At 34.4% G+C, this 19,951-nt stretch carries 16 protein-coding genes; 8 read left to right on the forward strand and 8 right to left on the reverse strand.

Annotation, left to right across the window (positions count from 1 at the left end):
- Positions 1-12: 12 nt before the first annotated feature.
- Positions 13-453, reverse strand: coding sequence for an ACT domain-containing protein (locus PLJ10_00550; protein ID HOK08131.1), 441 nt, complete (start codon positions 451-453; stop codon positions 13-15).
- 49 nt (positions 454-502) lie between these two features.
- The gene (locus PLJ10_00555) at positions 503-1,834 is read right to left on the reverse strand and encodes a phenylacetate--CoA ligase (protein ID HOK08132.1); all 1,332 of its coding nucleotides are present in this window, start codon (positions 1,832-1,834) and stop codon (positions 503-505) included.
- A gap of 119 nt (positions 1,835-1,953) precedes the next feature.
- Here PLJ10_00555 and PLJ10_00560 point away from each other — a divergent pair, with 119 nt between their 5' ends.
- From PLJ10_00560 to PLJ10_00570, 3 genes are read left to right on the forward strand one after another with little or no spacing between them, the layout of a single operon-like run.
- Entirely contained in the window at positions 1,954-4,326 is a 2,373-nt protein-coding gene (locus PLJ10_00560; GenBank protein ID HOK08133.1) for an alpha-galactosidase, read from the forward strand.
- 22 nt (positions 4,327-4,348) lie between these two features.
- A complete protein-coding gene (locus PLJ10_00565) occupies positions 4,349-4,990 on the forward strand; it encodes a DUF47 family protein (GenBank protein ID HOK08134.1) in 642 nt (213 codons plus the stop codon).
- A 2-nt stretch (positions 4,991-4,992) separates the two neighbouring features.
- Positions 4,993-5,928, forward strand: coding sequence for an inorganic phosphate transporter (locus tag PLJ10_00570; GenBank protein HOK08135.1), 936 nt, complete (start codon positions 4,993-4,995; stop codon positions 5,926-5,928).
- Between the two features lie 44 nt (positions 5,929-5,972).
- Here PLJ10_00570 and PLJ10_00575 read toward each other — a convergent pair whose 3' ends face one another.
- Both PLJ10_00575 and PLJ10_00580 read right to left on the reverse strand, forming a co-directional pair.
- The gene (locus PLJ10_00575) at positions 5,973-9,800 is read right to left on the reverse strand and encodes a GH116 family glycosyl hydrolase (GenBank protein ID HOK08136.1); all 3,828 of its coding nucleotides are present in this window, start codon (positions 9,798-9,800) and stop codon (positions 5,973-5,975) included.
- Positions 9,801-9,901: 101 nt separating this feature from the next.
- Positions 9,902-10,144: a DUF1858 domain-containing protein gene (locus PLJ10_00580; GenBank protein ID HOK08137.1), complete on the reverse strand. Its 243-nt coding sequence runs from the start codon at positions 10,142-10,144 to the stop codon at positions 9,902-9,904.
- A gap of 119 nt (positions 10,145-10,263) precedes the next feature.
- Between PLJ10_00580 and PLJ10_00585 the strand changes: the two genes are divergently transcribed.
- A complete protein-coding gene (locus PLJ10_00585; GenBank protein HOK08138.1) occupies positions 10,264-10,578 on the forward strand; it encodes a Rieske (2Fe-2S) protein in 315 nt (104 codons plus the stop codon).
- On the opposite strand, the gene PLJ10_00590 is transcribed toward PLJ10_00585, so the two are convergent.
- The 4 genes from PLJ10_00590 to lon are packed head-to-tail and all read right to left on the reverse strand — an operon-like array spanning position 10,567 to position 16,088.
- The gene (locus tag PLJ10_00590; protein HOK08139.1) at positions 10,567-11,322 is read right to left on the reverse strand and encodes a hypothetical protein; all 756 of its coding nucleotides are present in this window, start codon (positions 11,320-11,322) and stop codon (positions 10,567-10,569) included. The genes PLJ10_00585 and PLJ10_00590 overlap by 12 nt on opposite strands.
- The gene (nth, locus tag PLJ10_00595) at positions 11,306-12,001 is read right to left on the reverse strand and encodes an endonuclease III (protein HOK08140.1); all 696 of its coding nucleotides are present in this window, start codon (positions 11,999-12,001) and stop codon (positions 11,306-11,308) included. The genes PLJ10_00590 and nth overlap by 17 nt, the downstream gene beginning before the upstream one ends.
- On the reverse strand, positions 11,971-13,686 hold the full coding sequence (polX, locus tag PLJ10_00600; protein HOK08141.1) for a DNA polymerase/3'-5' exonuclease PolX: 1,716 nt from the start codon (positions 13,684-13,686) through the stop codon (positions 11,971-11,973). The genes nth and polX overlap by 31 nt, the downstream gene beginning before the upstream one ends.
- 8 nt (positions 13,687-13,694) lie before the next feature.
- A complete protein-coding gene (gene lon, locus PLJ10_00605) occupies positions 13,695-16,088 on the reverse strand; it encodes an endopeptidase La (GenBank protein ID HOK08142.1) in 2,394 nt (797 codons plus the stop codon).
- Between the two features lie 208 nt (positions 16,089-16,296).
- On the opposite strand from lon, the gene PLJ10_00610 reads away from it, so the two are divergent.
- The 4 genes from PLJ10_00610 to PLJ10_00625 all read left to right on the forward strand — a co-directional run bounded on the left by PLJ10_00610 (position 16,297) and on the right by PLJ10_00625 (position 19,942).
- A complete protein-coding gene (locus PLJ10_00610) occupies positions 16,297-17,919 on the forward strand; it encodes a S41 family peptidase (GenBank protein ID HOK08143.1) in 1,623 nt (540 codons plus the stop codon).
- Between the two features lie 95 nt (positions 17,920-18,014).
- Complete coding sequence (rph, locus tag PLJ10_00615) at positions 18,015-18,734, forward strand: ribonuclease PH (protein ID HOK08144.1); 720 nt, start codon at positions 18,015-18,017, stop codon at positions 18,732-18,734.
- Entirely contained in the window at positions 18,724-19,344 is a 621-nt protein-coding gene (gene rdgB, locus PLJ10_00620) for an RdgB/HAM1 family non-canonical purine NTP pyrophosphatase (GenBank protein HOK08145.1), read from the forward strand. Before rph ends, rdgB begins: the two co-directional genes overlap by 11 nt.
- The gene (locus PLJ10_00625) at positions 19,325-19,942 is read left to right on the forward strand and encodes an L-threonylcarbamoyladenylate synthase (protein ID HOK08146.1); all 618 of its coding nucleotides are present in this window, start codon (positions 19,325-19,327) and stop codon (positions 19,940-19,942) included. The genes rdgB and PLJ10_00625 overlap by 20 nt, the downstream gene beginning before the upstream one ends.
- Positions 19,943-19,951 lie beyond the last annotated feature (9 nt).

Below are 19,951 nucleotides of genomic sequence, written 5' to 3' on the forward strand. Positions count from 1 at the left end.
ACTTATTAATTATTATTGATTTGCTTTTTCGTATAATTGGACACTATCCAACACATTAATTCCTTTTTTCTGGAGAACTTCTATTGCTAAATCTGGCTTATCAAATCTAAAAACAATTACCGCTTTATCACCACTACGAAATGTAAATGCATACATATACTCAATATTTAATCCAGACTCCTCTATAACATCTAAAATTTTTGCAAGTCCACCTGGTTTGTCTTCAACTTCAGTTGCTACAACTTCTGTGATGTTTACGATAAAGCCTTCCTGTTCTAATACTTCTTTAGCTTTTTCCCATTCTTTAATAATGAGTCGAAGTATCCCAAATTGCTGAGTATCTGCTAATGAGAGTGTTAATATATTAATATTGTGCTTTGCTAATACACGACACGGTTCGCTAACCCTTCCAGGTTTGTTCTCTAAAAACATTGAAATTTGATGTATCTTCATAATATGACCCTCGTATTGGTTTAGTGGTTATTTTATTATGATAATAAAATTATATTTGTCGCAAATCTAAGACACGTTTAGCTTTCCCTTCACTTCTTGGGATAGAGTGTGGTTCAACAAGACGAACATTAGCACGTATATTTATAACACGCTCGATAGATTGAACAAATCGTTCCTGAAGTTTCTCTAACTCACTAATTCGGTCACTAAACATTTCTTTTGTCACCTCGATTAAAATCTCCATTTGGTCTAAACCATGTTCTCGGGTGAGTTTAATTTGATAATGTGGAGTAGAACCCTCTACAGCAAGTAATGCTGTTTCTATCTGGCTTGGGAATACATTCACTCCACGAATAATAAACATATCATCACTTCTACGGGATATTTTTTTAATCTTCCTAATAGTTCTCCCACAGGCACATGGTTCTGTATAAAAAGCAGTTATATCTCGTGTACGATAACGGAGCATTGGCATTGCTTTCTTACTTAATGTCGTTAAAACTAATTCACCTTCTTCTCCTTCAGGCAGAGGTTCTAACGTTTCTGGGTTAATAATTTCGGGATAAAAATGGTCTTCCAAAATGTGGAGTCCGTCTTGACATACACATTCAATACCAACCCCAGGACCTATAATTTCAGATAATCCGTATATATCATAAGCCTTAATGTTAGCTTCTCTCTCAATATAATCCCGCATAGCATTGCTCCATGGTTCAGCCCCAAATATGCCTATCTTCAAAGGTGATGACTTTAAATCAATGCCTAACTCGCCAGCTCGTTCGATGATGTGAACAAAGTAACTGGGTGTACAGCAAATCACTGTAACATTAAAATCTTTTAATATCATGATTTGGCGGTCAGTATTACCACCAGATATAGGTATAACAGTTGCTCCTAATGACTCCGCTCCATAATGAAACCCTAATCCACCTGTAAATAAACCATAACCGTATGCATTTTGGACAATGTCGCCACGGTCAACACCACAAGCGGCTAAACATCGCACCATAGCATTACACCAAACATCAATATCTTCCTTTGTGTATGCAACAACAATAGGTTTACCTGTCGTGCCACTTGATGCATGCAAACGAACAATTTCATTCATTGGACTTGCAAACAAACCAAATGGATAGGTGTCTCTCAGGTCTGTTTTGACTGTAAATGGGAGTAATTTAATATCTGCCAATGAGTAAATATGGTCAGGGTTGATTTTCTTTTCATCCATCCTCTGTCTGTATAATGGAACTTGTTCATACGCCCGACGCACCATTGCTTTTAAGCGGTGCAACTGAATTTTTTCTAAGTGTTTTTTTTGAAGGTAATCAACAGAACTTAAAAGGTTAAACTTACTTCCAGCGTCATGCCAAAATGAACTCATACTTCTGCCCTCGCTATTATTTATGATATAGAATTACAACTGTTATTTTGAAAATGTGGCAATAGTATAATGATAAATTAAATTCTTGTGCAAAATAACATAATTGGAGAAAAATATTTATGAAAAAGAATCATTACAAGATACATTATTTATTATTTATCACGCTGAGCATTATTTTATTAAGCAATTATAACTATGCAGAAGGTAGTCGCAAGACCGTAGCCTCTCTCTCTACAGACTTATATGAAGTCCATTTACATAAAAATGGAACTGTTAGAATTCTTTTTGCAAATGGGACTGAAATATTAAAATTAGACTATCCAGCAGTTACGTATGCAAATAAAGAAGAAAAGGAGTTATTAAGGGTTTCTGGGTTAAATTGGTATAAAGAACCAATTAAAAACCCTTTAGGTGAAGGGATGGGTTTGTTTTTAGAAGGTAAAAATGTCTCATGGGTTATAGAAGCATATCCAGGAAAGCCATTTCTTACAGCAAGATTAAGATTCACAAATAATACAAAGAAAGAGGTGAAAATACAATCATTAATACCAATTCAAGGATTATTATCTCAATTTGAAGATTATAAAGATGCCACAAAAGAATCAATAGTTTGTTTAGGTAATGGAAATATATTTGAGAGTATGACGGATTATCCACAATGGATAAATAATAGTTTTGATATAAAAACTCAGTGGAATTTAACATTATTTGATAAATCTATGCATCAAACAATTCTTACTGGTTTTCTTACATTCAAAAAAGCATACAGTAGGATTATTTTATCGGAAGACCCAAAGAAGAAAAAAGTATTTATGAGTTCTGAGTGTATTTTTGATCCTGTTATAAATCTTGCTCCTGGACAATTTATAGATGCAGAGCTTCTGTATTTATCAATTGTTCAAGAATCCCCTCACATTTGTATGGAGAGATATGGAAGAGCTATTTCTGTTTTTAACAAATTGCAGAAGAACAGTTCATTCTTACCACATGGATGGGATAGTTGGAGTACAGCACGTAATAGGGATATAAATGAAGATATCATTTTAAGGAATATCTATTTTGTTGATGAAAACTTGAAAAGATATGGATGGAATACAATTTCAATCGATGCAGGTTGGGAACGAGGTCCCGCTGACTGGGAACCCCATCCTGATAGGTTCCCTAATGGACTTAAACCTACTGTTGAAGAGATTCACCGAAGAGACATGAAGGCAGGCTTATGGGTAGACTTATTTACTATTCCAGAAGATTCAAACCTCGCAAAAGAGCATCCAGATTGGCTGGTATTGCCAGATTCAAGAGGTAAGTTGTTGTTAGGGAAAGATAAAAAAGTTTTGGATGTTACTATTCCCGAAGCCTATGCTTATGTCAGAGATATATGCAAAAAAATTTCTGATGATTGGGGGTTTGATGGACTTGTCGAAGCAGATTTTGTATATCATCTATTATTGGCAGAAGGATATCGGGATAAAAATCTTACAAAATTAGAAGTTTTTTGTCATGGTTTAGAATCTATACGAGAGGGGATTGGTTCTGACAAATTTCTGATGACTATGGTTCCTATTCCTATCTCAGGAATGTTTGCCGATGGAATACGTATCGGATTTGATAATAAACCTTTATGGTCGTCTAATGCACTCACGGGTAATTGGGGATGTGTTGAGTCATTAAACAATTTTGCAAGGAGATATTATTTATTTCCACATTTAGGAGTACCTGACCAAGATTGTGTTTTTTTAGGTCATACGGAGACAAACCAGAGATGGAGAGTACCCGAAGACAAAAAACTCACAACATCCCAGTTTGTCGCATGGGCTACTGGAACAAGTCTCACTGGTGGTGTTTTTAAAATTGGCGAAGAGTTTACCACATTAAATACAAACGAATTAAACATTTTGCGGAAAATTATTCCAAAGACAACTCAACCTGCACGTCCTATAGATTTATTTGAAAACCCATATCCACGTATTTGGGCTCTTCCCATATCTGGACATGCTCTGAATGGAATGATAGTCGCTGTATTTAATTGGGATGTCGGAAAATATGAAAAAGTACCAGTTTACTTAAATCAGTTAGGTTTAACAGAAGGAAAATTGTATACTTTGTATGATTTCTGGAATGAATCATTTTTAGGGATTATTCAGAATGCATTTGTTGTCGATGCACCTCCGTCTTCTGTTTCCTTATTTGGAATTCGTTTATTAGAAGATAAACCAATGTTTGTCGCATCTAATCACCATATTACACAGGGCATGTTAGACGTCGTTGAAAATACCTATGTGCCAACTGAGAACAAATTGAGTGGAAAAATGAAAGTAATTGAAGATACAGACTATTCCATAACCTTTTTTGTCCCCAAGAAGAAAACAATAAAAATGTATGAATTCTCTGTTCCTAATGTGTCATTTCGGGAAAAAGAAGGTGTTATAACGTTCCAATTTAATGTACCGAAGAATGTTGATACGTTGGAATGGAACATTTCCTTTGATTAAATGAGAGGAGATAAAAATAAAAATGTTTTTCAAATCGCAAAAACGTGTTGAAGAGAAAATAGTGTTATATTGTCAAAAATCAGAAGAATGTGTAAAATTAGGCCTTACTCTTATTACCGATTGTATCGGCAGATCTGAATGTGATAAACGGCAGGATGAGGTTATCAAAGTTCACAAATCTGAAAGTGTTGCAGACGATTTGAGAAGGGAAATTGAGTATTTTATCTACGAACGTTCCCTATTTCCCGAATCTCGGGGGGATATTCTTGGATTGCTCGAAACTCTGGACTATATTCCAAACCAAATACAAGAATCTGTGAAAATGTTGGTAGAACAAAGAATAATAATCCCCCAATTATTAGATGGGGAATTAAGGCAAATGGCTCAAATTACTCAGAAATCTGCTGAAATCACATTCCAGGCGGTTAGGAATCTATTTTCAAATTTTCGTGATGTTTTAGAAATGTTAGGTCAAATAGATGCCTTAGAAAGTGAAGTTGATAAAATTCAATCCGATTTAATTATAAAAATATTCAAAAGTGATTTTGAACCATTCCAAAAAATCCTTTTAAGAGACCTTATAAATGAGTTAGAAAATGTCAGCGATTACGCAGAGAAAGCTGGAGATTATATGAGAATTATGATAGTAAAAAGGATGATGTAAGAATGTTATGGCTGACATTAGCGACCGCTGGTTTTTTGGGCTTAGCATTAGGAGCAAATGATGCAGGTAATGTATTCGGGACAGCAGTAGCAACACGTTTTATTCGGTTTAGAACTGCTGGCATAGTAACCTTTATTTTTGTAGTTATTGGTGCAGTTTTGCAAGGGAGTAAAGGAATAGATACTCTTAGTGGAATTACAAACCAAACTGTCAATACGTCAATACTCATAGGGTTAGTTGTCGCATTTGTAAGTTTTATTCTAACAATATTAGGGCAACCAATTAGTCTTTCACAAGCAGTTGTAGGAGGTATCTTGGGATTGGGTTTAGCACAAAATAATGTCCAATGGCATATATTAGAGAAAGTAATTATCTGTTGGATTTTTACACCATTAGGTTCTGGATTTATTGCAATAGTATGTTACAAACTTTTATTTTTAATATTCGCAAAAATAAAAGTTGGAATTTTAACTCGTGAAACAATAATTCGATATGGATTATTAATTTCAGGAATAATGGGTGCCTATGCATTAGGTGCTAATAATGTCGCAAATACAGTTGGTATGTTTGCAGGTTCATGGGAGAATATCTCAAACACAGAATTGTCACTATTAGGAGGTTTGTTTATTGGTATAGGAGTAATCCTTTTTAGTAAGTCTGTAATGATGAGTATTGGCAAAGGAATTGTATTATTAGATGGATTTTCCGCATTAGTTGTTGTTTTGTCATCAGGAATAACTGTTTTTATCTTTTCCATTATTGGTGTTCCTGTAAGTTCTACTCAAGCGGTTGTGGGAGCCATTATAGGTGTTGGAATCCATCATGGGGTTCATACATTACATCCCCGTATGATTAAAGATATATTTCTTAGCTGGATTATAGCCCCTCTATCCTGTCTTATTTTAACTTCATCAGGTTATGTAATATTTATTACCTGAAAAATTAGAAAATCTCTAAGTATAAATCTTCAATTTACAAGTATTTACCATTTTATTTCTATAAATAAACTTTCGTCTGGACTGTCAATAACCAACGGCTCTCTAAAAATTATAGATATCTCATCAGCCCCATAATTATTCTTATTTATAACACCAACGAACTCACGGACAGAGTTATATTGCTTATTTTTATTTATATTTACAGAAATAGATTTGTATTGTGGCTTTTCTGCAGGTATGCCAATTTTTTTAATTTCTTGTTTACCATAGTGAAGTGTTAATTTAAGGCTTGTTTTTCGAGTCATTTTATTCATCTCAAGGACTCCCCATGAAGTGCCAGTAGTATAGAAGAAAGTACACGGATTTGTTTTTACACGAGGGTGGATAATTAATGTATTGTTATCAACTAGAAAACCAGAGGAAGCAAGTAGTAATGCATACGCCGACATAGCACGTGCATAATGTCCACCGCATTCAATTTCGCTCCAAGGATTTTTTCGATTTCCTGAATATCTTGAACGTGCTCCAGTGACTATTTCAGTTGCCTTTTCAAAATCGCCTTCATATATCATAAAACTTGCTATTTCATACTCCATTCCTGTCCATATCTCATCACAGTATAAAATGGGAGAATCGGGACGTCCACCATTAGGCCAGGAACACATAAGTAAACCAGGTTCATCATCTTCAGCGAACCGTCGTGGAAGCTGAGTATGACCATAAAAATTTTGTCTCCAATTATATTTGTAAATAGAATTTAAAGTTGTCTTAACCTGCATTTCAGGGAATAAATATCCAAGTCCGAGAATATGAGCCCACCATTGTCCTAAAAGTTGGTCTGAATGGCATCCTGGGCCATAACAATTCATTTGATTATATACTTCAGGACCTACGTCAGGAGCATCAAAAACATTGATAAAATATTCACCATTCCAGCATGTCTCTATATATTTTTCTACTCCTGTGTTAAACCGCTTTTGACATTCTTGTATAAGTTCGTTTTGTTCAGGCCCCCCTAACTCACGAAGCATATTCTCCATAGCTTTTAGTACTGCTAAGTATAAGCTCCCAATAAAAGTATTGGAACCGTAAAGATGAGTGTCATACGTATTAGGTTGTTCACCACGGATTATACCTTCACCTGTCGGGTCATGCTTTTCCAGAATATGCTTAAACACGTGCACAGCATTAGTCCATAACGGTTCAATCCATTTTCTATCACCTGATATTTTGTATTCACGGTAGAGTTTTAAGATAGTACCCAATTCACCATCTAAAGCATGATGGAATGGTCCTCCAATCTCATTTTTTAGTTGAGGTTCGGTAGGTGGAACAATGAATCTGTGAGGGATATAATGTTCTTCTTTATCCATTTGATAAACGAGTTCTTGATACCGTATCTGTTGCTCCAATTTCGGAAACAGGTAAGGTAATGTCTGTGCATAGTTATAAACATGAGTACAATTCATGGGACAACAACTATCAGTTCCTTCAAAACCACCGACAGTCCCATCTTCTAAAAAGATATATATAGGTGAATGAAGAGTAGCAATATTGGCAGAAATAGCTTCAAGCATAATTGAAGGTAAAGAGGAAGTGAACAAGTCTTTATGAAATTGGGCTGTTTGATTAACAAGGTATGATTGTTTATCCAAACAGTATTCTATTACTTCCCTTGCACTATGAAAATGATTGTTATAAAAATTTCCAAGGCGATGGTCATACCTTAATGGTGGGAGTGTCCAGAAATATTGATTCCCTCGAGTTCTGTTAGGAAAATACCATGCAACCAGAAATGTAACTTGTTCTTTTTCTCCACCATCAAGTTCAAATGGATAGGCAATAGTCCCATTCCATGTGTATCCTGAGTTACTTGCTCCATTACATTCAGGATTCGGAATAACTCCATTATTAGAGAAACTTTGCCAAAAATAGTTAAAGTTGTTCCATTGTGAACATGTTATTATCGCTTTATTGTTCGTTTTTTGAATCGCAAAAGCCATATTTCCCCATAAAGGATGTGATGAGTCAAGACCTTTTTGGGGTGTATATGTAATCCCTGATGGGATACTTAACAACGAAGCAAGACCGTCTTTCCTGTCCGTTGGCGTAAACCATTGAATCACATCCCCATTGCACCAAATAATAGATCCTTTTCCTATTTTCTGTTGAACAATTAAAGGAGTACCATTATTTGCTTTTAATAAAATCTGAAGGTTTTTACGATCAATTGGTGAATGAAACTTAAAATATCTTTTTTGTTTCAGAGAAATTCCATTTAGGTTTACTAAATTATTCTCTGAAGAATTTTCTGTTTGATAATCTACCCATTCTCCTTTTTGAGAGGTAAAGGGCAACCACGATAACAATGTTTTATAAGTCTTTTTATCGATAGGATATTTGTTGGATAAAACAATATCATCTATCAGGATATGCCCCCAGCCGTCTGTATCGTTATCGACTATCTCAATTTGTGCTTCCTTCCCAACATAATTAGAAATATTCCAGATAACCTTTCGTAAATTCTCAGAGTTAGAACCTGTAGCTGAAAGGACTTTAACACCATCTACAATTAAATCTAAATATAGCGTCTCTGGTTTATTACCACCCCCGATGCGAAAATGAAGAAAATGATGACGGATAGTAAATGTTTTAGATACCGCTTTCCCTGTTTTTTTATCATCCCCATTATACGAATTAATAAAATATTTTCCCTCATGACCCGTTATATCTGTTTGTAAAGGAAACTTACCATCCGCAGGGACTTCCCCAAAGGCATCACCTGTAATTGTCCAATTCTTATAATTTCTACTTTCGAAATTGTCTATTACCAAATCTTTTTTATGACCTTTTCGGGCATTATTTATAGCAAGCATCCAATCGAAAACAGAGTTAGAGTCTCCATTAAGAATAAGATGTGCTCCTTTTTGGACGTCCTCATTAATTTTCCGAACTACTTGTGAAGATAAGACTTTATTTGAAGGTCCTAACCAATATATATTCGTTGTGTCGTAGTCGAGCTGTATATCTTGATTTATGTCATCTTGAAATTGAAGTTTAATACCCGATGTATATCTTAAAGGATGTGCACTGTCATATTGGTTTGTAATAAAACGTATTGTTTTTGGGAAAGATTTTTGTTCACATGAATTTATCCCCATGTCAATCAATACTTTATCAGAATCTTCTTTAGTAGTATTTATGTTGTAACCTAATTCTGGATGAAAGATAGCTTGTATAGTTTCACCATTCAAAGTTTGTTCAGAACTTTTTAATTCGCTATATCCATCCCAACCAACAATATTAGGTATTGTCCCAGCAAGAACACCTTTAATATTGTTTGTTGAATTGTTTTTCAAAGTAAATGTGAAAAATATAGCAGGAAGAGATGAATTAAGTTCATCAAGAGGAATAAAAGGAGAAAAACATTCTAAAGAGATATCTAACGAAGGAGCAAAATCTTCAAATTTCAAAAGTGCAAATGGAAATTCACCAATAAATTTGATGTTATTAACTCCATCCGCAGGCAATAAAGGATTTTTTTGAAGTATCTTAGATATCTTTTCTGTCCCATTATCAATAAAAATCGAAAAGAAAGCATCAGAAACAGTCGCATTTGAATTAAAATTGTTGACTATTTCCCACGGACTTAATTTGCCATCTCCACGGATATAAATTTGTCCAGCCCCAAATCCACCCAATGGAAATGCAATTTCTTTTAAGTTGTCATCTGAGTAAATTTTATTAATAATAAATTTGGCTTCATCGATACATTTTTGTTCTGCATATACATTATTGAATAGTTGTAAGAAGGCTAATGGTGCCCATAAAAAGATAAAAAATAGTTTAAGGCTAACCATTTTTGAATACATAATCCATCCCTTATAGTTTATGTTTGTGTTTATAAACTAATTTTATATTTTTCCTAATTTACAAACGCCCCTTTTTTGGAACACATCTAATTTTAATGTTTTTACTGGCTTTGTTCTTCTGCCTTTGCTTTTGCTACTAAATCTTCCAATACTTGAAGTAATACCTCAGTTTCTATACCATACGCCATACATACCTCTTCGATAGTTTCGAATCGGCTAATACCACAATGAGCACAACCGCCAAGATGAAATGCAGCAAAAACCTCTGCTACACGTGGATGTACAGACATTGCTTCCGCAACAGGCATATCAGGAGAAAAAATTTTGTTTTCACTTTCAGACATTTTTATTCCTTTCTAATCATTATGGAATTTTATTTTAGAATAATATAATTTATTCGGAAAAAACAACATATTTTAAGGCTATAATATTTCGATTGTGGAATAACATTTAGGAAATAGTAATGAATAAGATAAAGTTAGCCAATATTAAAGAATTAATAAACAAAGAACATATAATAAAAAAAGTTTTGGGAAAAACATATTTAATTGAGGAGAGAAATAATCAGTATATAGTTTATGAATATATGTGTCGTCATCAGGGAGCAGACTTATCTCTTGGAACACTCAAAAATGGAGTAGTGACATGCCCAAGGCATGGTTGGCAATATAAAAGAGAAACAGGTGAATGTATCAAGGGTGATGGAATTCCTCTTAAACAATGCCAAGCTGAGGTTTCAGAAGGATACATATTTCTTATTATAGAATTAGGTAATTAGTAATAAGACTATCAGTCCTATTTCAACTGCAAAATGACATAAAAATGCCATAATGTTGTTTTCTCTTTTCATTGACCACCAACAGGCGAAAAACGAGAAAATAAACATTCCTGTCATTTCTAACATCGCTTTATATATATGGTACAGAGTTTCTACTACAGGAACAAGCAACCAAACATAATTCTTAGAAAGTTGTTGACATGAGCGAAGGAGTAAATGCCTATTCATAAATTCCCAACCAGGTAACCATGATATCACCCATAAAACTTGTTGAATAGCAAAAAACATTTTTTGATTAAAAGGAATACCTCTTAATCCCGGATAATACATCCGAAGCATTGGAGATACAAGAACAAAAACCAGTGATAACAAACATATAACGATAAATACCGATAATAATATATAGTCTGATTTCCGCCAACTTCTAAATGAAAACCAACCAAAGTTTATAAACTTGTAAAAAAGTACAAATGGAAAAATTAACCATAAGAAAAATTTTGTTGCATCAAAGTTTTGGAATATTAAGATATATGAATAGTATTTTATGACAGGTACTTTGTTTAGAATGTCAAAAAGGCTTATACTGAATTTACCCCATGATAAGATAAAGTGAACATCAAAGGTTATAAAAGTATCAATTATTAACACAGAAATGACATATGCAATGATAGTAATTGAAGCGAGAAAGGGAATTTCCTTATTTTTAACAGGAATATCTTTTTGTTGTTCAGTAGTTTTTGTCATAAGGTTTTATTTCTTTCCTATGCAATTTTTGACTTTTATAAAAGTCGCATAAATCACAAATTATACACTCATTGCATTTTGGTTTTCGGGCATGACATATATTTCTACCGTGAAATACCAAAAGATGAGAGAAGAAAGTCCAGTTTTCAGGTGGAAGTAGTTTCATTAAATCAAGTTCTATTTTATTGGGATTATCAGATTGAGTAAACCCCAACCGCTTAGCTAATCTCCCACAGTGAGTGTCAACAATAATTCCTGGCGTCTTGAAACACTCCCCTAAAATAACGTTCGCAGTTTTTCGACCCACTCCCGATAGAGATAGCAGTTCATCCATAGTTTTAGGGACTTCTCCGGCATATTTTTCTATTAATATCTTACACGTCTCTATTATATGCTTTGCCTTATTACGATAGAAACCAACAGGCCTTATTAATGTTTCTAATTGCTTTTGTCCAATATGAATGTAATCAGATGGCGACTTCAATTTCTTGAATAAAGTTTGACATACCTGATTTACCCTTTCATCGGTGCACTGAGATGCAAGGATAGTCATGATTAAAAGTTCAAACGGAGAGTGATAATTTAATGTACAGTGTGCATCAGGATAAATCTGGCTTAATTTTATATATACCTGTGTAGCGTTCTCTTTTAAAGTGTTGATTTCTTTTCTTTTAACCAAGTTAACATATCCTCTAAGTTCATACAATTAAGAATATCTTTTGGTAGTAATGTTCCTTTTCGAGCAGTATAAACTCCATATTTCAAATCTTCTATACCTTCGAGATTATGAGCATCTACAGAAATAATAAATTTTGTATTCATTTGTACAGCCTTATAAATATTTCTCCAGTCCAAATCTAATCGTAATGGATTTGCGTTAATCTCAATTGCTACCTGATGACTAACGCATGCTTTTGCAATGGTTTCTATATCAATTGGATAGCCTTTCCGTGAAAGAAGAAGCTTACCTGTTGGGTGTCCTATAACATCTAAAAATGGGTTTTCTATTGCTTTAAGTAACCTACTTGTAGCAGTATTTTTATCCATTTCAAGTTTTGTATGAACAGACCCAATAACCATGTCAAATGTAGCCAAAATTTCATTCGGATAATCTAAACTCCCATCTGTTTTGATGTCACATTCAATACCTTTTAATATTTTGAACGGTTTATAAATTTCATTCAATTTCTCTATTTCTTGATGTTGGTTTTCTATGTCTTTTATAGAAAGACCATGAGCATATCCAGCAGATTGACTATGGTCACAAATCACAAGATATTTAAATTCTCTATTAATACAATATTCTGCTAATTCTTCTATTGAGTTTTGTCCATCACTGTATATCGTATGACAATGAACAATTCCTTGTATGTTTTCCAAACGAACTAACTCTAATGCTCTTTGAAAAACAAAATCCATATCCGCAAAATTTTCTCTCAATTCAGGAGGTAGATAGGGGAGACCAGTAACCTGATAAAACTGATGTTCTGTCTCAATATTTATTTTTTGGTTTTTTTCTTTGTATAGACCATCTTTATTAAGGACAAAATCTTTTTCAGTTAACATTTTATTTATTTTTTCAATATACTCCTTTGACCCTGTTAACAGTAACGTATCTATGCCCAAATCCTCTTTATGTGATAAATGTAAAAAAATTGGAATCGGAAATTGATACATCTTAACAGTTCTTGAATCAATAACAGTAGTATTGTTGTCATAAATATGTATTGTATTAAGCATTCGTTCTTTATTATCTGACACAATAAGGAGATTAATATTTCGAACAGTATCACAATACCTTCTTAAACTGCCCACAATAAATATATTTTCAAGATTGATATTTTTTCCTAATTCTCTTATAAATGACTCTGCTAAATTAAGACCATCGGAAAGAAGATAATAGCCTCTCCATTCTCTTAAGAACTCAATACTTTCAATAATTTTAGATTCAATTTTCTTATTAAACCCTGGTACAGAAGCGACATCCCCTCTCAAACATGCGTTATAAAGCTCATCAATATTTGTAATATGTAAATGCTCATATAATGCACGAATCCGTTTTGCACCTAAGGATTGGACATAAAAAAGATCTAATAGTGATGAGGGATATTTACTTCTTACCTTTTCCAAAGCGGGGACAGGTTCATTATGAGCCCATGCTATTATTTTCTTCTCGATAGCTTCCCCAATTCCTTCCAAACTTCTCAATTTGCCTGTTTCAATAAGTTGTTCAATCGTATCATCCGTATGTTCAAGAGTTTCTGCAGCCTTGATATAGGAACGAACCTTAAAAGGATTTTCGCCATCAATTTCTAAGTATTGTGCCAATTCTCTTAAAGAACGAATGATACCTTCTTTGTCCATGTATGTTTCTACTTTCTAACTTCAAAACCAAGTGCAATCTTAATTACTTCATTTACATGAGAAACCAGATGAAATTTAATTTTCTTTTTTATAGATGCTGGAACTTCATCAAGGTCATTCTTATTTTTCTCTGGTAGAATCACTGCCTTAATACCTGCTCTACCTGCTGCCAATACCTTTTCTTTAATTCCTCCTACAGCGAGCACACTACCCCTAAGGGTAATTTCGCCCGTCATTGCCAAATCATGTGGAACACATTTCTTCGTAAACAATGAGGTAAGAGCCATTAAAATTGTAATACCAGCACTGGGACCATCTTTAGGAACCGCACCAGATGGAACATGGATATGTATGTCATTTTTAGAGAAAATATCATCGGGAATATTCAATTTTGACGCACAGGAACGAAGGTAGCTAAGCCCAATTTGTGCCGATTCCTTCATAACTTCACCTAATTGGCCAGTTAATATTAGATTACCTTTGCCAGGCATCGATGTCGCCTCGATAAATAAAATATCACCACCAGTGGGGGTCCATGCCAAACCTATCACCACCCCAGGAATCTTTGTTCGCGAAACAAAGTCCTCATAGATTCTCTCAGGACCTAACAATTCCTTTACATTATTTTTATCGATTACAACCTTTACAGATGAATCTGAAGCCACCTTTTTTGCAACACCACGACAGATATTGGCAATCTCACGGTCAAGATTTCGAACCCCTGATTCTCGAGTATAATTCATTATAATCTTTACAATGGCATCTTTTTTAATTGTAATATGTTTTTTGGTAAGGCCATGTAATTCTGTTTGTTTTGGAATAAGGTATCTTTTGGCAATTTCAATTTTTTCTTCCAACGTATATCCTGGCAAGTGAAGTATTTCCATTCTATCTCTGAGAGCCCATGGAATAGGTTCTAATTCATTAGCAGTAGCAATAAAAAGCACTTTTGACAGGTCAAAGGGTACACTAATGTAATTGTCTACAAAAGAATAGTTTTGTGCAGGGTCTAATACTTCAAGTAAGGCAGAGGAAGGGTCACCTCTAAAGTCTGAACCCAGTTTATCTATTTCGTCAAGCATAAACACAGGATTTTGAGAGCCTGCTTTTCGAAGCCCAGAGATAATACGCCCTGGCATTGCACCAATATATGTTTTTCGATGTCCACGAATCTCTGCCTCATCATGAATACCCCCTAAAGCAACACGCACAAATTTTCTACCTAAGGCACGTGCTATTGATTGCCCTAATGAAGTTTTACCTACTCCAGGAGGACCTTGAAAACATAAAATTGGACCTTGAGTATCTGGTTTTAATTTTCTTACCGCTAAATATTCCAAAATTCGTTTTTTGATTTTATCTAAGCCATAGTGGTCATGATTTAAAATCCTTTCCGCTTCAACCAAATCCAGCCTATCCGAAGTAAAAACACCCCATGGTAGGTCCAGAACAGTATCTAAGTAAGAAATGATTATATGATATTCAGGTGAATATTCGTTCATTCGTGAAAGACGATTTAATTCGCGAAACAATTCTTTTTTCGTATCATCAGGGGCTTTTAAGGCTTCTATTTTTTGCTTATATTCATTAATTTCCTGTTCTTTACCTTCAGTTTCACCCAATTCTTTTTGAATTGCTTTTAATTGTTGGCGAAGATAGAATTCTTTTTGGTTTTTCTCTATTGTTTTCTGAACATCCTCTCTAATTTTTGTCGAGGCTTGTGCAAGTTCTACTTGATATTGTAATTTCTCAACAATCTTTAACATTCTGGACTTTAAGTCAGGCATTTCTAAAATTTCCTGACGTTCTTTAATCTTTAACCGTATATTAGAAGCAACCACCGCTGTTAAAAATATCGGGTCTTCAATACTATCTAAAAAAGCTTTAGCACCTTCAGGGACGTTAGGGTTATTCTTGATTAATTCTGCCATTTGTGTTTTTATTGCAAGTGCAATAGGTTCTAATTCCTTAGGTGAAAAATCAGGTTCTTCTAATAGCAGTACCCGAACAATAGGATACGGAGCTTCCCTCATGATACCACCAGAAAAGAACCTTCGTGTGGCTTGAACGAATATATTTAAGCCTCCATCAGGAGTCGCATGTTCCTGTAGTATTCTACCTATACAACCTATAGAATAAACATTAAAACGATTACCTGTTTTCTCTTCTTTATGTTCCTGTTCGGGTTTCTCTGCGAGAAGAGCAACGAGTCGGTGACTTTTAACTGTATCTTCAATCAACATCTTTTCAGATGGGGTCGTAATATGTAGCGGTAGCATTGCCATAGGAAAAGGGACAATATCTTGAAGGATTATTAAGGGCAGTGTGTCTGGAATATCAAAAGTTGTAGGAACAGGTAATGCCCCATTAATTATTCCACTTTTTTGGTCATCTTTTTGCATAAATCATTCCCATATTACATATTATTTGCTGAATGTTAAAAATTATTTTGAAATATGAAATAAAATTATATCATATATTTTATAGAGTATTTTAAGATAGTAATCCGATTAACAAATGTAATCTCTATTCGAAGTTATACTGTAATATTTGATAAACTATCAGCAATGCTTTTTGAAAATGATAAATAAAAATAATTAGGAACATGATATGCCCAATAGAAATAGTAAATTTGAATTTTTATCTATCTTAATTTTCTTACTCGGAGTTGTTGCTTTATTAACCAATGGTTTTACACCAAAAATATCAGCCCAGAGTAACACCAAAACAGATATATATCAGGCGATTGAACCTATCGGACATACACTACAAACAATATTAGACGAGTATGTTAAAGAGGTAGATATAAATAAAATAGTGGAAGGGGCTTTAGTCGGAATGATGAGTAGTCTTGACCGCCATAGTTCGTATATCAGTTCCTCGGATTTAAAAACACTAAGAGACGATACTCAAGGTGAGTTCGAAGGGATAGGGGTGTCGATAAAAATGGATGACAACCAAAATGTAATCGTATTTATGCCTATTCCAAATTCACCAGCAGCAAAAGCAGGATTGAAACCATTTGATATTATAAGAAAAATTGATGGAATTCCTGTTGAACAACTCTGGAAGCCAGGAATGTCCGAACAAGAAAAATTGAGCTCAGCCGCTGAGAAGATTCGTGGACCCATTGGGACGAAGGTTCAATTAACAATTGAAAGACCACATTCAGATAAAGATAGTGAAACATTTGACGTAACAGTAGAACGAGCGAAAGTTCCTTTAGAAAGTATTAAAGAGAGTCGTATATTACCTTCTGGGTATGGATATGTTCGTTTGTCAGATTTTAAAGAAAATACAGCCAGCGATTTGAAGAAAACAATAAAAGAAATGTTAGATAAAGGTATAAAAGGGTTTATATTAGATCTGCGTTGGAATCCTGGCGGTTTATTAACTGCTTCTCAGCAGGTATGTGAATTGTTCCTTCCTAAAGATTCGCTGGTTACATACACTCGGAGTAGAGGACAGCTGACACAAGAAAATGGTAAAGATTTAGAACTGAAAACAAGAGACAGACCTGTTTTGCCCTTAAATATGCCTATGATTTTATTAGTTAACAACCAAACTGCGAGTTCCTCCGAAATTGTGACAGGAGCATTACAGTACCATCAACGTGCCCTCATAGTAGGAGAAAAAACGTTTGGAAAGGGAAGTGTCCAGACAATTATCCCATTACCTCCCAAAAATGAAACAGCATTGCGACTAACGACTGCACTTTATTACACACCCGCTGGGGTAACGATAGACCACGAAGGGATTTTACCAGATATCGTAGTAGAGATGACCGACGAAGAAGAACGATTATTGGCATTGCAAATGTATAAATCTTATGAAAAAGACCCTTCAAAAATTAATGAACAAAATCATGGCTCTGTTACAGGGAATGAGATAATTCAAGTACCACCCGAAAAAATTCAGGAACAAGAACAACTCCTTCATGAAGTCGGAAAAGTTGCGGGTGAAGATGCTGTTAAACTCATGAAAGAATTCTTCCGTAGAAAAAATGCTTCGGAAGGGACTGTGGAAGATACACAACTGAAAAAAGCAGTAGAAATCCTCGGAGAAGACCCAATTTGGGAAAATTTGATAAAAAAATACCACAAAGATGTGAAAGAAACTCAAAAAGAGGCTAAAAATGGTTCTGAAAAAGAAGACGAAGATAGTGAAGTTAAAAGGAGATTGTTAGAAATTGAATTGCAAAACAATACGCCTCCAGTTCCTTCCTTACCATAATAAAAATTAATACATTGGCAAAACATATATCAGTATAAATGAAAAAACATATCAATCAACCATTTGATTTGCAAACGTTAAGGAAGATATTAACGATGAATAGGTCATTTAATCGTGCAAATAATGAACTCAGGCCTATTTCTATTGAAAAAAGTTATATAAAGACCGCCCATGGTTCTTCTTTTGTATGTTTTGGCGAGACAAAAGTAATCTGTACAGCATTTTTCGAAAACAAAGTCCCTCCATGGTTAAGAGACTCTGGACAGGGTTGGGTTACCGCAGAATACGGAATGTTACCAGGGGCTACCTCCCAAAGAGGGGATAGAGAATCCATTCGTAAAGGTAGGTCTCAGGAAATTAGCCGACTCATTGGTAGAAGTTTAAGGGCTGTGGTTGACCTTAAACAAATTGGTGAATGTCAGGTTATGGTTGACTGTGATGTTATTCAAGCAGATGGAGGTACGAGGACAGCCGCTATTACAGGCGGATTTGTCGCTCTATATGAAGCATTAAAAACATCAGTAGAACGAGGATATTTAAAAACAATGCCAATAATTGATATTTGTTCTGCGGTAAGCGTTGGTATTGTTAATGATGAATATCTTGTAGACTTAGATTATAATGAGGATGTTCAGGCAATAGTTGATATGAATGTAGTTATGAATTCTAAAGGAGAACTAATTGAAATACAAGGTTGTGGTGAGCATGGTGTCTTTACAAGAAAACAACTAAACAAACTTATAGATATGGCTACTGAAGGAATACAAAAAATTATTGAAATACAAAAAAAGGTTGTTGAATGGGATGAAGGATAAAAAGATATTAGTTATCGCTACAGGGAATAAACATAAATTTCAGGAAATAACAAAAATTATGGACTTAAAAGACTGGGAAGTTAAATTTTTGAAAGACTTTCCCGAGTTTGAAATCCCAGAAGAAACAGGGAAAACTTATGAAGAGAATGCATTCATAAAAGCCAAAACATGTGCAGATAAATTAAAATTACCAGCGTTAGCAGATGATTCTGGTTTAGAAGTAGATGCCCTGGGAGGAGAGCCAGGGGTATATTCTTCAAGATATGGAGGTATTGAAGGTGATTCAAAAAGAAATATAACAAGGTTATTAGAAGAGATGAATACTATTCCAGAAGGAAAAAGAACAGCAAAATTTATCTGTTGTTCTATGTTAGTTTTCCCTGATGGCTTTTCTCATATTGAATGGGGTGAGGTAAAGGGACGGATAACATTCAAACCCAGTGGTACTGCTGGTTTCGGATATGACCCAATATTTATCCCGGATGGATACAAAAATACCTTTGCGGAACTATCTCCAGAGGAAAAAAATAAAATCAGTCACCGTGCCATTGCATTCCGAAAAATGGCTGATTTTTTAACCCATTTTAGTTATGAATATTGTTCTTCCTGATAACAAAGGGATACAAGAAGCTGTTAATGCCTTGATATGTGATGAAGTTGTTGCTTATCCGACAGAAACAGTTTACGGATTGGCAGTAAATCCATTTTCTGAACGAGCTTTAAACAAACTTTTTCAAGTTAAAGGTAGACAAGAAAATAAACCTGTGCTTCTTGTGGTTGGAAATATAGAACAAATATATGAACTTGTAATAAATATTTCTGATAAAGCTAAAAAGTGTATAGAAAAATTCTGGCCAGGACCTTTATCATTACTACTACCATGTAAACAGGAATTATCAAAAAAACTCACAGCAGGTCAAGGTAAAATCTGTATTCGTTGGACTTCACACCCAATAGCACAAAAGTTATCATTAGAATTTGGACATGCTATTACCTCCACTTCAGCAAATCGTTCAGGTGAACTACCTGCAAATACAATAGAAGAATTACCAAAAGAGGGAATTAACGTCGCCATTAAAAGTGAGATACAAATTAGGAAAGAACCATCCACTGTTTTTGACCCTGATTTGTGTAAAATACTCAGAGAAGGCACAATTAAAAAAGGAGAATTAGAAAAGATATTGGAAGAAAAAGTATATATCGAATAGTAGATTAAT

Origin of the sequence: Candidatus Hydrogenedens sp., from assembly GCA_035361075.1 — a bacterium.
Classification (GTDB): domain Bacteria; phylum Hydrogenedentota; class Hydrogenedentia; order Hydrogenedentales; family Hydrogenedentaceae; genus Hydrogenedens.